The sequence below is a fragment of the Cystobacter fuscus genome (assembly GCF_044360685.1).
Classification (GTDB): domain Bacteria; phylum Myxococcota; class Myxococcia; order Myxococcales; family Myxococcaceae; genus Cystobacter; species Cystobacter fuscus_C.
In genome coordinates this window covers 9,745,000-9,758,451 of record NZ_CP043491.1, presented here as the reverse complement: position 1 = coordinate 9,758,451, position 13,452 = coordinate 9,745,000, and the positions used below count along the sequence as shown (strand labels likewise).

The 13,452-nt window shown below is 67.5% G+C and carries 9 protein-coding genes; 4 read left to right on the top strand and 5 right to left on the bottom strand.

Features of this window, described 5'->3' with window-relative positions:
* Positions 1-31: 31 nt before the first annotated feature.
* Complete coding sequence (locus tag F0U63_RS39970) at positions 32-2,419, top strand: HET-C-related protein (RefSeq protein WP_395838693.1); 2,388 nt, start codon at positions 32-34, stop codon at positions 2,417-2,419.
* A complete protein-coding gene (locus F0U63_RS39965) occupies positions 2,416-3,012 on the top strand; it encodes a hypothetical protein (protein ID WP_395838691.1) in 597 nt (198 codons plus the stop codon). Before F0U63_RS39970 ends, F0U63_RS39965 begins: the two co-directional genes overlap by 4 nt.
* Positions 3,013-3,066: 54 nt before the next feature.
* Here the strand turns inward: F0U63_RS39965 and F0U63_RS39960 are convergent, their stop codons facing one another.
* Positions 3,067-5,214, bottom strand: a complete 2,148-nt coding sequence (locus tag F0U63_RS39960; protein WP_395838689.1) for a M13 family metallopeptidase — start codon at positions 5,212-5,214, stop codon at positions 3,067-3,069.
* Positions 5,215-5,325: 111 nt separating this feature from the next.
* On the opposite strand from F0U63_RS39960, the gene F0U63_RS39955 reads away from it, so the two are divergent.
* A complete protein-coding gene (locus tag F0U63_RS39955) occupies positions 5,326-5,751 on the top strand; it encodes a hypothetical protein (protein WP_395838687.1) in 426 nt (141 codons plus the stop codon).
* 51 nt (positions 5,752-5,802) lie between these two features.
* On the opposite strand, the gene F0U63_RS39950 is transcribed toward F0U63_RS39955, so the two are convergent.
* From F0U63_RS39950 to F0U63_RS39935, 4 genes are all read right to left on the bottom strand, one after another.
* Positions 5,803-6,255, bottom strand: coding sequence for a hypothetical protein (locus F0U63_RS39950; RefSeq protein WP_395838685.1), 453 nt, complete (start codon positions 6,253-6,255; stop codon positions 5,803-5,805).
* A gap of 76 nt (positions 6,256-6,331) precedes the next feature.
* Complete coding sequence (locus tag F0U63_RS39945) at positions 6,332-7,933, bottom strand: DUF4215 domain-containing protein (protein ID WP_395848496.1); 1,602 nt, start codon at positions 7,931-7,933, stop codon at positions 6,332-6,334.
* Between the two features lie 483 nt (positions 7,934-8,416).
* Entirely contained in the window at positions 8,417-10,222 is a 1,806-nt protein-coding gene (locus tag F0U63_RS39940) for a serine hydrolase (RefSeq protein ID WP_395838683.1), read from the bottom strand.
* Between the two features lie 272 nt (positions 10,223-10,494).
* Positions 10,495-12,591, bottom strand: coding sequence for a membrane dipeptidase (locus F0U63_RS39935; RefSeq protein ID WP_395838681.1), 2,097 nt, complete (start codon positions 12,589-12,591; stop codon positions 10,495-10,497).
* A gap of 212 nt (positions 12,592-12,803) precedes the next feature.
* Between F0U63_RS39935 and F0U63_RS39930 the strand changes: the two genes are divergently transcribed.
* Complete coding sequence (locus F0U63_RS39930) at positions 12,804-13,391, top strand: gamma-glutamylcyclotransferase (RefSeq protein ID WP_395838679.1); 588 nt, start codon at positions 12,804-12,806, stop codon at positions 13,389-13,391.
* Positions 13,392-13,452: the final 61 nt, after the last annotated feature.

Here is a 13,452-nt window from a genome sequence, read left to right as displayed (position 1 = left end):
GCGTCCGCCACCATCGCCGAGGAAGAGCGACATGACGCTCCCATCGAAGGACTCGTTGACGAGGCCGTTGCTCGTGCCCGGTCCGGCCTCTTCTCAGCGCAACGCCGTAGTCCCCCGGGGCCGCGCGAATCCCTTCCGAGCCTCCATCGTCGGCTCCTCGTGGGTCGAGGTGGCCGGAGAAACGCTCCAGAGTTCCCTGGCACAGGAGGAACTGCACTCGCTCGTCACGTCGATGACGCCGGACGAGTTGCTCTCGTGGCTGCGGTTGCTCTTCGGTGAGGACATTCCTCCGAGCGCCTTCCAGCGCCTGCGCACCGCCGTGCTCGATGGCTCCTTGCCCCAGCCCCGGCTCGTCATCGTGCGTGACGCAATCGACGGGCATCCGGCCGCCTATCACGGCAAGAGCCGCTCCATCCTCCTCTCCCGCGAGTTGGTGCTCCGGGCTCGGAGCGACAACACCGAGGCCTGGAAGTTGCTCGTGTGTCTCACGGAGGAGTACGGCCACCACGTGGACCAGATGCTGCGCACGCACTATTCCTCCGTCGGAGGGGATGCGCACCTGGACGAGGGAGCCCGGATGGCCTACTCCCTCATCGACTTCGGCTATAGCCGGGGGCAGCGGCACCGCGAGTTCGCCCGTCACACCACGGCCACGGGAACGGTCGCCCTGGAAGTGGAGTTCGGAGCGATGACGGCGGCCGTCCAGCGCTTCGTGAGCGCTCCGGAGCAGTGGGAGGACTCCCGCGCGAAGAGCCTGGAGTACTTCGGCGCGGGGCGGGGCTCCGGACGCGCGGGCTCCTACGGGCACGAGTCCATCGAGGATTCGCTGAACAAGGCGGGTTTCGGCGACGCGGACCGCAAGGCCATCTACTTCGGCAACTGGCTGCGCGATCACTCGCAGCTCATCGATCCGAAGATCATCCGCAGGAAGGACCAACCGGTCACGAAGGGCCTGGCCCGGGAGAGCGTCACACGCATCGTGGACGTCCTGGCGCGTGAGAAGTTCGGCAATGCCAAGCGCAACAACGTCCCCGTGTTCCAGGTCACCCCCCAGCGCCTGGGCGTCTACCGGAACGAGGAGCACATCGACAATCCGAACGGCATCACGGATCAGCGCTCCATCGACCCGGCCTTCCGCGGCGCCTGCCGCGCCGAGGAGCTGGCCGTCAACTCCCTGCAGATGAAGAACTTCATCCGCAGCAAGGGCTTCTCCGGAGGCCAGCCACCGCGCACCCACCGGGTGAAGGACGGGGACACGCTGGACAGCATCGCGCGCGCCAACGGCCTCACGTGGCAGGAACTGGCGCGCTACAACTTCGGCACCGACGTCACGGCCGAGGTCTCCCGGCAGCTCTACTCGAAGGTGGGCTGCCGCAAGAAGACCCACGATGGCCACAACTACATCTTCACGAGCCAGGACTCGCCCGGTCTCATCCAAATTCCCGGCGTCAACGGGGGCCTCGCCCAGGAGGCGGCCTACAGTGCCTTCCATTTCATGAGCAACGAGCTGCGCGCGGCCGTGAAGCTGGGCCGCTCGAGCGAAGGGTACCGGCACTTCGGCCACGCGCTGCATACGCTGGAGGACTTCTTCAGCCACACGAACTTCGTGGAGCTGATGCTCATCCAGCTCGGGGCCTGGGTGGAGCCCTGGGTGCCTCAGCGGGGTGCCAAGGCGGGAGACTCCCGGCCCCTGGTGCTGACCAGCGGCATGTTCGGCGGACTGGACACGATGGCGAGCCTCACCCTGGGGATCGCCGAGTCGATGCAGAAGGAGCATGAGTGCATCGCGGGCGAGGCGACCGCAGGGTCGAAGATCGCCCTGATCCTCCTTGAGGACCAGGGCTACATCGAAGCCCGCGACATGCTAGGGGGCTTGCTGGAGCGGCTGCATGAGTTGGAGAGGAAGTACCCCGTCGTCGCCACCTTGAGCTGCGAGACGATCGGTGTGGTGCTGCGCTCCATGAAGAGCAGGCTCGGAGGCATCGTCCACTCCGCGGGCAGCATCATCGACGATGCGCAGACCGCCTTCCTGAGCAATCCCAACAGTACCGATCCGACCCACTCGCAGCTCGCCAAGGACCATGACGATCACCCGCTGCACGCCCTGGCGGCCAACCTGGCGGCGGGCGCCGTACTGGACGTGGGCAAGACCCTCCAGCGGGCCTGGCTTGGCAAGGCCACCGCGGACGAGGTGGTGCTCACCGCCGCCCACTATTTCCTGCACCCTGCCCACCTCGATCCCAAGAGCAACGCCGGGTGGATGCGCGACCACGTGCAGCTGTGGATTCCCGGCCATCGGGAGACCCTCACACGCCTGGGCTCGAAGAGCTGGATGGCGGAGTGGACGAAGCAGTCTTCCCAGCACCTCAAGAAGATGATGGCCAGGGCTAGACAGCTCATGGGAGGGGCTCGCCAGTGACGGCTTCTCGTTGGGCGGGGCTGGGCGTCCTGCTTCTGCTGGGGGGATGCCGGGAGCCCGTGTCCACCCCCTCGGCCCCGGTGCCCCCTCCTGCCGCCGCGCAACCGCTCCTCACGGTGGAGGGAGTCACGGTGCGCTACAAAGGCCAACTCCTTCCCTGGGAAGGGCCGACCGAGCGCTGGAAACAGGTGCTCGGTCCGCCCAGTCGGGAGGAACTGGGCATCCTCACCTGGGACGAGCTGGGGCTCTTCGTCTACGACCAGGACGCCCGGGTTCCCGGGCCCGAGTCCTTGTCGGTCCTGTTCGGCCGCACCATGCATTCCCCGCTCACCGAGGGAGCGCCCGACTTCTGGCCACGCAAGAGCTTCTCGGGCCGGCTCCTGGTGGATGGCGCCGCCATCTCCAGTGGGTCCACGCTCGACGAGATCAACCGGGACAAGAAGGGAGCCTCCTTCGCCCGTGACTACATGAGCGGGGTGTACAGCTATTACGTGGAGGATTTCTACGTGCGGCTCGACTACGGCCACGACCGCACGCTCACGTCCTTCGGTCTTTCGAAGGCTTTGCCCGATTCAACTCCCCCATCGCCATAGCGTCCGGCGGATTCAGAGAGTCCTCTTCTGAATCACGCCGTTTCGCACCCCTCCTCACCAGACGCGCACGCGCTGCTCGGGGGTGAGGTAGAGCGTTTGTCCAGGCTTGGCGCCAAAGGCCTCGTACCAGGCGTCCTGATTGCGCACGGTCGAGGCGCGGTACTCGCCCGGCGAGTGCCCATCCGTCAGCAGGAGACGGCGGAGCGTCGGCTCGCGGTACTTGTTGCGCCAGACCTGACCGAAGCCGAGGAAGAAGCGCTGCTCGCCGGAGAAGCCATCGAGCACCGGCGCCGGCTGCCCACCCAGCGACAGCCGGTAGGCGTCATGGGCGATCGCCAGCCCGGCGACATCGGCGATGTTCTCACCAAGGGTCAACTCCCCGTTGACCGAGACGTCGGGCAGCGGCCGGTAGGCGTTGTACTGCGCGACGAGCGCCTGGCCAGCCGCCTTGAACTTCGCCGCGTCCTCCTGGGTCCACCAGTTCTCCAGCTTGCCGCGCGCGTCGAACTGCGCGCCCACGTCGTCGAAGCTGTGCACGATTTCGTGCCCGATGACGGAGCCGATGCCTCCGTAGTTCACCGCCGGATCCGCGTGCGCGTCGAAGAAGGGCGGTTGGAGGATGGCCGCGGGGAAGATGATGGAGTTCTGCTGCGGGGAGTTCAGTGCGTTCACGAGCTGCGGAACCATGAACCACTCCGACCTGTCCACGGGCTTGCCAAGCTTGCGCAGGTTGCGCTGGTACTCGAAGCGCGACGCGCGCTCGGTGTTGCCATAGGCGTCTCCCCGCACGATCTCCAGCTCCGAGTAGTCACGCCACCGGGCCGGGTGGCCGATGCCCACCTGGAGGGTGGCGAGCTTCTCCTTCGCGCGCTTCTTCGTCTCCGGGGACATCCACGCCAGGGAGTCGATTCGCCGATCGAACGCCGCGATGATGTTGCGCACCATCTTGTCGGCCTCCGCCTTGGCCTCCGGCGGGAAATACTTCTCGACGTAGAGCTTGCCGATGGCCTCGCCCATCGCCCCGCCGGTGACGTCGACGCCCCGCTTCCAGCGCTCGCGCAGCTGTTGCGCGCCGGAGAGCACCCGGCCGTTGAACGCGAAGTTCTCCTCGACGAAGGCCTTGGGCAGGAAGGGCGCGGCGCGCTCGATGGCGTGGAAGGTCAGGTAGTCCTTCCACGTCTGCAGGGGCGCGCCGCCGACGAGCTTCGCGATTCCCGTCACCGCGCTCGGCTGCCAGACGATGAACTCGCGCTGCTGCCCGAGGCCCGCGGCGCCGAGGTAGGTGTCCCAATCGAGGCCGGGTGCGCGCCGCGTGAGCTCCTCCCGGGGCCAGGGATTGTTGGCCTTGAGCACGTCCCGCGTGTCCACCTGGGTCCAATGCACCCGCGCGATGTCACGCTCGAGTTCGAGGATGCGTTTGGCCCGGGCCTCCGGGTCGGTGATGCCCGCCAGGCGCAGCAGGGTGGCGATGTGCTGCTGGTACTTCTGGCGGACCTCCGTGAAGCGCTCGTTGTCGACGAGGTAGTAGTCGCGATCCGGCAGCCCCAGGCCCCCTTGCAGCAGATAGGCGGCATAGCGGGAAGGCTCGTTCAGGTCCTCGGACACCCAGAGGCCGAGCAGCCGGTCCGTGTTGACGTGGCCCGTGTTGAGCGGATCCACGTCGGCGCGCAGGGTGTCGCCGAGGGCGGCGGCGAGCTCCTTGCGGTTGGTGATGGCGGCGATGCGGCCGAGCTCGGGCGCGAGCGGTGCCATGCCCTTCGCCTCGATGGCCGCCTCGTCCATGAAGCTCGCGAACAGATCTCCCAGCTTGCGCACCTCGCTGCCCTCGGGCGCGTTGGCGCTCGCGGACTGCTCGATCAGCGCGCGCGTGCGCCGGCTCGCCTCTTCCGCGAGCGTGGTGAACATGCCGTAGCTCGACCTGTCGGCGGGGATCTCGACCTTGTCGTGCCACGTGCCATTGACGAAGCGGTAGAAGTTGTCACCGGGCGCGACGGAGGTGTCCATCCCAGCAGTGTCCACGCCGAAGCTGCCGTAGGTGGGCTTCGGCGAGCGGGCCGGGGCGGCTGCTGTCTCGGTGGGCTTCGCCTGCGCGGGCGTCTTGTCCAGCGGCGCGGACGTGGCACACGCGGCGAGCCACATGGCCGCGCTGGTCGTGAGCACCACGCGTGTGGCGCAAGGGATACGTCGGTTCTGGAGGGTCATTCGTGCCTCTCTAGCAGACGGGAATGTTTGGAGTCGCCACAACGTGACTTGGCTCAGCGCGCCAGAAATGATTGCCTCGAGCCTTCCCCTCACCTGGAAAGGCTCTCCTCCATGCGGAACATCCTCGTGGCCTCTGTTTCCCTCTTCTCGTTCGCCTTGCTCGGTCCCGTGGCCTGTGGCGGCACGGTGGCCGAGCAGCCCCAGGTGCTCTCGGAGCAGAAGCAGGGCTTGAACGCCGTGGGCACCGGCTGCTCCTCCGACGCGCAGTGTTCGACCGGACTGTGCTGGACCGAGGCGGACTCCTACCCCCTCTACAACTCGCAGTGGATCCGCGCCGATAGCTGCACCGAGGAGTGCGGGGGCCCGGGCGACAACGCGTACTGCCAGCAACTCGCCGCCGAGTTCAACGCGCCGCATCCCGAGTCGGCGCGCTGCATCGCCGCCCGGGGCGTCTATGACAACTATCCGTATGACGATGTTTTCTACGTGTGCGACCTGATCCCCGCCGGTCTGGGCAAGGTCCACTGGGTCGACTAGTCGCGGCGGGACGCGCGCCGTCCGGGGAAGATGGCCTCCCCGGGCGGGGCGTCACGGCTCCGTCAGACCCGAGGCGAGCAGTGCCAGCCGGGTGACGATCTGCTCCTCCGATGGCGGAATGACCGCGCTGATCGAATGCAGCAGGCTGATGCGCAGGCCGTTGTTCCTCAACCAGGCGATCAGCTCGTCGGCGTTGAGGGGATCCGGCCGGACGAGGAACTTCCGGGCGATGGGCACGCGCGAGAGGTACAGCGCCTCGAGTGAGGACAGGTCGCCCTCGGGGCCGGCGTAGACGGGCTCCGTGTGCTTGAACCAGGGCTTGATGTCCTCCAGGAGCCACTGCACGCGGGTGCTCTTGAAGCGCTCGAGCTTGAGGAACTCCTCCAGGTGGTTGCGCTCCAGGAGGATGCAGTCGTCTCCCGCGCACCACGCCTCGATGCTCAGGTGGTGGGCCAGGAGGCGGTGCTGACGCCGGCAATACTCGCGGTGGGGATCCATGGACATGTGCGTGCGCTCGAGAAGGGCCTGGGAGCGGGTCCCCCAGGCCAGGGGAGATGATGGGGCTACGGAGCGCGTCCGCTCATCTTATTTCCAGCAGACAGGTGGCACTGCAGCCGTCGTTGGAGGTGTTGTTGCCATCATCACACTGCTCTCCCACGTCGATGACGCCGTTGCCGCACAGGAGCTGGCACTGGGTGCGGCGCGTGGTGAAGCCGTTGAGCGTGAGCCGGTACGAGGACCCCGTGGTGTGACGCTCGGCCTGGAACACCGCGACCTCGTAGATGCGCCCCCGCTGCAGGCCCAGCTCGGCGGCCTTCTGCGAGAGATTGATGCTGCCTGATTCCGGGCCATGCACGCCGCCCAGGTCGAGTGCCAGCCGGCCGTTGATGAATACCCACACATCATCATCGCCGAAGAACTCGAGCACCTCGACTCCCTTGTATTCGAACCAGTAGCGCGTCTCGCTCGTGAAGCTGAAGTTGTGGGCGACTCCGTCGCTGCCATTGCGCAGGTGCTCCAGGTTCCGGGCGACCCAGCCCGCGTTGTCGAGCGGGAAGAAGCTCGTGTCCTCGAATCGGTATGAACCGTTCGGCTGGCGCAGCAGGGAGAAAGTCTGGACCAGCGTCATGTTGATGCTCGGCACGTCCCGGTACCATTGATCGAACGCGGCCTTGCCGTGGGTGGTGGCGGAGGAGACGTTGGTCTTCGCGTACATGGGCTTGCCGTCGTAGCCGAGGAGGCTGGTCACGATGCCCCTCTCCGCGCCGTTGGCGTTCTCGAAGTCGATGTGGCCGCGCGGCAGGCCGCTGTTGGCCGGCAGATCGTAGCCGCGGAAGTCACGGTAGACGATGGGGAGTTCTACCCTGTTGGGCGGGTCCTGCTCGATGGACTGGCAGACGAAGCCCTCCTCGAACTTGCAATCCGGAGAGCAGCCGTCGTTGGCGCGGGTGTTGCCGTCATCGCACTCCTCGGTGGTATCGCCGGGAAGGAGCATGCCGTCTCCGCACACCGCCTGGCATGTTCCGTTGGTGCACCGGGGCTCGCGCATGCACAGGGGAGAGCACCCGTCGCCCAGGTTGTTGTTGCCATCGTCGCACTGCTCCGTGCCCTCGACCTTCTGATCACCACAGACGGTGCGGACGCACAGCTCGCCGATGGTGTCACACTTGTATCCGGACTCGAGGCGGCACGCGTTGCTGCAGCCGTCTCCCGCGAGGTCATTGCCGTCCTCGCACTCCTCGTCACCAGCGATGATCTGATCACCACACAGCGCGGCGAGGCAGCGCCTACCAGCGGCTGGGCAGCTCCAACCCGGCTCCAGGGTGCAGGTGGCGGAACATCCGTCGCCAGCGGTCGTGTTGCCGTCGTCGCACGTCTCGGGGCTCTCGACCTTTGCGTCGCCACACACGGGCAGCCGGGTGCAGGGCCTGCCCGGAAGCTCGCAAGCCCATCCTGGCTCGACCACGTCGCAGGTCGCCGTACAGCCGTCACCGCTCGACGTATTGCCGTCGTCACACGCCTCCTCGGTTTGTTTCAGGCCGTCACCACACGTGGTGGCGCCGCCATCGAGGGGCGTGGAGGCATCGGGTTCGTCCGGGGTCGGGCCGGCGTCCGCGTCCGAGGCGCCGCCATCGAGGGGAGTGGAGGCATCGGGGTCGTCCGGGGTCGGGCCGGCATCCATGTCCGGGGCGCCGCCATCGAGGGGAGTGGAGGCATCGGGGCCGTCCGGGGTCGGGCCGGCGTCCGTGTCCGAGGCGCCGCCATCGAGGGGCGTGGAGGCATCGGGGCCGTTCGGGAGTGGGCCGGCGTCCGCATCCAGGGTACCGCTATCGACCGCCGTGGGGGCATCGGGGTTGCCTGGAGTCGGGCCGTCGTCCCTATCCGGTTCATGGACCCCGCAGGCCACGAGTGACGAGAAGAGCGTCGCTAACAAGAGGACCGCGAGCCGCGGTGTTCTGGATGTATTCATCATGGGGAAGTTCAATCGCTCCATTGGGAGGGTGGTGCCCTGAGGGAGGTTGGAGCGGAGTGTGCCATACACATCTGACTGGAGCGTGACTCCATGGGCGTTTGAACAGCCCGTCATGCACCGTTCCCCGCAACGAAGACGGCGGAGGCGCGGTATATCCGCCTCCGCCGGGTTCGAGATTGTCTCTGTATGAGACTATGGGAAGCAGCCGCCCCAGTTGGTGAGGGCCGCGCGGATGGGCTCGCGCAGGGGCTCGACCTTGGCGGCCTGGAAGGTATTGCTCGCCGCGGTCTTGTTGCTGGCTCCGGAGATGAAGATGCCCCACACGTAGTTCTGCGTGGACGTCGCTCCGAGCGAGCACCGGGGGACCTCCGCCACACCGGCCACCGAGATGTATTCCAGGCACGCGCCGCTACCGCACAACGTGTAGTTGCCTGCCTTGTAGTGGGAGACGAGGCGGTTCTTGTACTGGGTGAGGGCGGTGGCGCTCAGCCCGAGGCTCGCGCCCTCCTGGTCCACCAGCGTCCTCAACGCGCTCCGGATGCCGGTGAAGTCCCCCGCCTGTTCTGGCATGCGCTGGTACAGGGCGGTGCGGCTGGCGGCGGACAGCAACGTGCCGTTGGCGATGCCCTCGTACATGCGGCCAGCGTCCGCCAGCGTGAGCGCGTTGGCCACCGGGCCACCGCAGCCCGGGTAGTGGTTGAGCTGGGTGGAGGTCATGCCCGCGGCATCGGCCGTCTGGTTGATGGGCGCGAAGCCGAAGGCGTCGATCACCGCCCGGGTGCGCTGGTTGTCGGAGAACTCGAGCATGTTGTAGATGGCGTTGCCCAGCGTCTCCGTGCCAGTGATGGTGCTGGTGGGGCAGCTCCCGGACGACGGCGCGTAGATGTTGACGAGCTGGTTCAGGCTGGCACGGCCGGCGTCGACCTCGCGCATGGCGTGCAGACCGATGAGCGCCTTGATGGTGCTGGCGGGCTCGAAGACGAGGTTGCCCTGGAGGGACGCCTGCACGGAGCCGCCCACCTGCTTGACGTAGTGGCCCGTGTCTCCATCGGTCCCGTCGCGCATCAGTTCGCCGATGCGCGTGGTGGCCGCGTTCGAGTTGTTGACCATGATGGCCGCGAACTTGCGCACGCCGCCCGACGTGTACGTCTTCACGTCCAGCAGCCGCGCGCCGTTCTGCGCCAGGGCGTCCGCGAGCTGCGACGAGGTGGCGCCGTAGTACCACCACCAGGCGATGCCCGGGTTCTGCTCCATGATGACGTTGAACGTGGAGCCGCTGGCATCCGCGGGTTGGATGTCGGTCAGGAACCCGTTGTTCTGCGCGAGGTAGCTGGAGATCTGGCTGCCGGTGACGCCGAGGTACCACCACCAGCCCTTGGCGTCGGCGCCCGTGTTGTTGATCATCACCGCCGCGTAGCGTGTACCGGCGCTGGTGGCGTAGCTCGCGAGGTCCACCAGCCGCGCGTTGTTCTGCTGGAGGTAGGTGCTGATCTGCGCCGGGGTGGTGCCGTAGTACCACCACCAACCCTTGGCGTCGGCGCCGGTGTTGCTGATCATCACCGCCGCGAAGTACGTCGTGCCATCGATCTCATAGGGAGACAGGCTGGCGATGCGCGCGTTGTTGGTGCTGAGGTACGAGGAGAGCTGGCTGGCCGTCAGCCCGTAGTACCACCACCAGCCCTTGGCGTAGGTGCCGGTGTTCCTCACCAGGGACACGGTGAAGCGCAGCGGCGAGGCCTGTTCCACCTGGAGGCTGATGATGCGAGCGTCATTGGCGCTCACCAGGGTCGAGACCTGTTCGGCGGTCTGGCCGTAGTACCACCACGCCGCGGTGGGCGTGGTGTTGAGGCTCTCGGCGAGCGCGGCATCCTCGCGCCAGGCCAGCGCCTCGGCGGGGGAGTCGGTGTCGGCGGTGGGCTCGGCGGGGCCACACGCGGAGGAGAAGGTCACGCTGGCCAGGGTCAGCGCGGACAGCAAACGAGAACGCAGGTTGAACATGATGGAGCTCCTGCCAGGCCGAAGCGCCCGGCGGCGTCTGAGATTGCGACGGAGCCCATTGCAGCCCGCGTGCCGGGGTCCGGAGCCCTGTTTTTCCCGGGGCGGCTGGACGAGCGCGGGCCCTCCTCTCCTCGGCGTACAGAGGAGAGGAGGGCCCGTGGGGGCCGTGCCTCGGGGTCATGAGGCACGGCAGGTGGCACAGTCCGGTGGCACAGGGGCGCCCTCGAGCCGTGCCACCCTCGCGAGAGGAGGGGTGGCCCGGCGGCGGGCGCTCACTTGCAGGTGAACGTGATGCGGCAGGTGCCCGACTGGCACTCGCGGTCGGCGGAGCACACCGAGCCCCGGCTCTTCTTGTTCTGGCACTTGCCCGAGTTCAGGCCCCAGCCACAGTACTGGCCGCTGCCACAGTGCGAGTCGCTGTCACACAGGCAGGTGCCCGTGGGGTTCACATAGCAGTCGGCGCCGCACCGGCCCGTCGTGCACTCCTTGTCCGACTTGCACGTCTGCCCATAGGCCTTGGAGCTGGGCGTGAAGCACCAGCCCACCAGGTCGGCGCAGCCGCCACAGGAGCCGGACTGGCACTGGCTGTCCCCGCTGCAGGAGGCCCCATCCACCTTCTTGTAGCGCTGCTCGCGCACGGCCCTGTCCTCATAGGGGGCGATTCCGCTCGTGTCGATGTCGTTGGCCGCGTCCGCCATCCCCGTGCGAGCTCCGTTCGCCCGCTCCCACATGCGGATGAAGGTCTCCGCCGAGTTGGCCAGCCCCTCCGTGTGTGCCCCCACGCGTCCCAGGTCCGTCAGCAGATCCGGCAGCAGGCCCACGTGCGCCAGGCCGTACTCGTCGAAGTCCGTGCCCAGCCGCCCCGGTCCGGACTGTTGCTGGAGGGCCACCTGCGCGTCGGCCTCGGCCTCGAAGGTGGCCGAGCACGCGCCGTGGGGCCCGAAGCGTGGCCGCGTCTGCTGGATGAAGCCGTTGAAGTCCGCGCCGAAGGCCATGGGCACCTTGAGGCCCTGGCGGCCGAACTCATAGGCCTGCGCCACCGAGCGGCTGGATCCGTGGCAGTCATTGGCGACACCGGACTTCGTGTACGTGCGCGTCTCGTCATGCGCCGTGCGCAAACCGAACATGCCGCCCGTCTGCCGCAGGTAGCGCACCACGGTGGCGGGGGTCGTCTTCTCGTCGTCCGCCAGGTCCGGGTTCATCACCTCGCGGAAGTGGCCGTGGGAGATATAGAGGGGGTAGTACGTGTTGGCCTGCGCGAGGGCGAAGGTGTCCTGCACGCTCTTCTCCGACAGGTGCGCCATGTCGACGAGCATCCCCTTGGCCATCATCGCCTGCACCAGCGCCTTGCCCTCGTCCGTGAGCCCCTTGGTGTTGCGGCAGTTGCCCGCCGCGTCCCGCGCCACGTCGAAGCCCAGCGTGAAGCTGTTCGTCGTCACGCCACAGTCGTAGTCGATGTGGCAGTTCTCGATGAACTGGGCCGCCTGGAAGATGGCGTTGTGCAGCGCCGCGCCACCGAAGCGGTTGTCCAGCTGGTGCACCGGCTGGATGGAGCGCACGCCCAGCGCGTGGACGCGATCCAGCTCCGTGCGCCAGTCCTTGGTGCCAAAGAGCTTGCTCGTCTCGATGGAGAGCACCATGGCCAGCTTGCCCGAGGCGATGATCTGCCGGGCGTGCGCGGGCGACAGGGCGATCTCCGCCCAGTCCGTGCGCGCATCGAAGGCGCGGGCCAGCTGCAATTGCACGTCGATGTCCGCCATCTCGTCACACGGACGCTTCAGGTTCTGCGCCGGCAGCACGCTGCACAGAAAGCCATTGCTCACCAGCGACACCGTCACCAGCGACATGCCCCGCTCGTGGGCCTGCTTCAGCCAGCCTTCCCACGCCTGCTGGTGGGCGATGGTGTCCCACCGCGGCCACTCGGTGCCCACGTCGCGCCGGCCATCGTGCAGGCCCGTGTCGCCCTCGGTCCCCTCGATCTTCCCGATGAACTCCGAGCCCACCGCGCCCGCCACGCCGAAGAGCTGCGACAACACTGGCACCCCGCGCAGATCCACGCTGCTCGAGTTGGGGCACAGGTTGAGCAGGTTGCTCAAGTCCATGCGCACCCGGGCATGGTCACTCTCGGGCCACCCGCCGTCACAGCGCGTCAGGGCGCCCGTGTGCTCTCCATGGAACCACCCGCCGCCGAACGCCTCCTCGGCGAACATGTGGTGGTGCAGCTCCGCGAAGCCGCTCACGCCGAGCCCCCGCGAGGCCGTGGCGGCCGGCTCGATTTCGGGCTCCTGGGCCACGGGGCCACAACCCTGAGCCAACGTGAGTGCCAACGACAGGCTGAGCAGTGTTCTGGATTGAAGAGGGAATTCCATGTCTGACTGGGTACCATTCTCAATCCAGATGTCAATGCACCCCCATGAAATGAAGCCATCCAAGAATGACTGGAAAATGACTGGGAAATGACTGGCGGGTGGTAGGGAAATGACTGGAAGATGACTGGGAATGACTGTCAGCCGGGAACGCCTCCGCGGCACCGTGTCCGCCGGGGTCTCCCGGTCCGGCTTCCGGTAGGGCCCCCGGGCGCATGACGCGCCGCTGCTCCTCCAGGAGCGCGGAGCCGGTGACCGCCACGGGCTCGCCGCGTAGGATGGCGCGCGGGAACGTCTCCATGTGGATATTCGGCTACGGCTCACTCATCTTCCGCCCCTCCTTCGCGTACGAGGAGCGGCGTCACGCGTGGCTGACGGGCTGGGCGCGGCGCTTCTGGCAGTCCTCGACGGACCACCGGGGCGTGCCGGCGGCGCCCGGACGGGTGGTGACGCTGGTGCCCGAGCCCGGCGCGCGTTGCTGGGGGATGGCGTACCGGATCGCCACCGAGCGGGTGGAGGAGGTGCTGGCCCACCTGGACTACCGCGAACAGAATGGGTACGAGCGGCACCGGGTGATCCTGGAGACGCGCGAGGCCACGCTGCTGGACGCCCTGGTGTACGTAGCCGGCCCTTCCAATCCCCACTACCTGGGGCCCTCCCCGCTGGAGGAGATCGCGGCGGTGGTGCGCTCCGCCCAGGGCCCCAGCGGGACGAACCGCGACTACGTGCTGCGCCTGGCGGAGGCGCTGGCCGAGGCCGGCGAGCAGGACGCGCACGTGATGGAGCTGATGCGCTTGCTGTAGCCGCGTTTGCTCCGGGCAACACAGGCTTCGTCCAGCGGGATGCCTGTGTTTCCCGGCACCC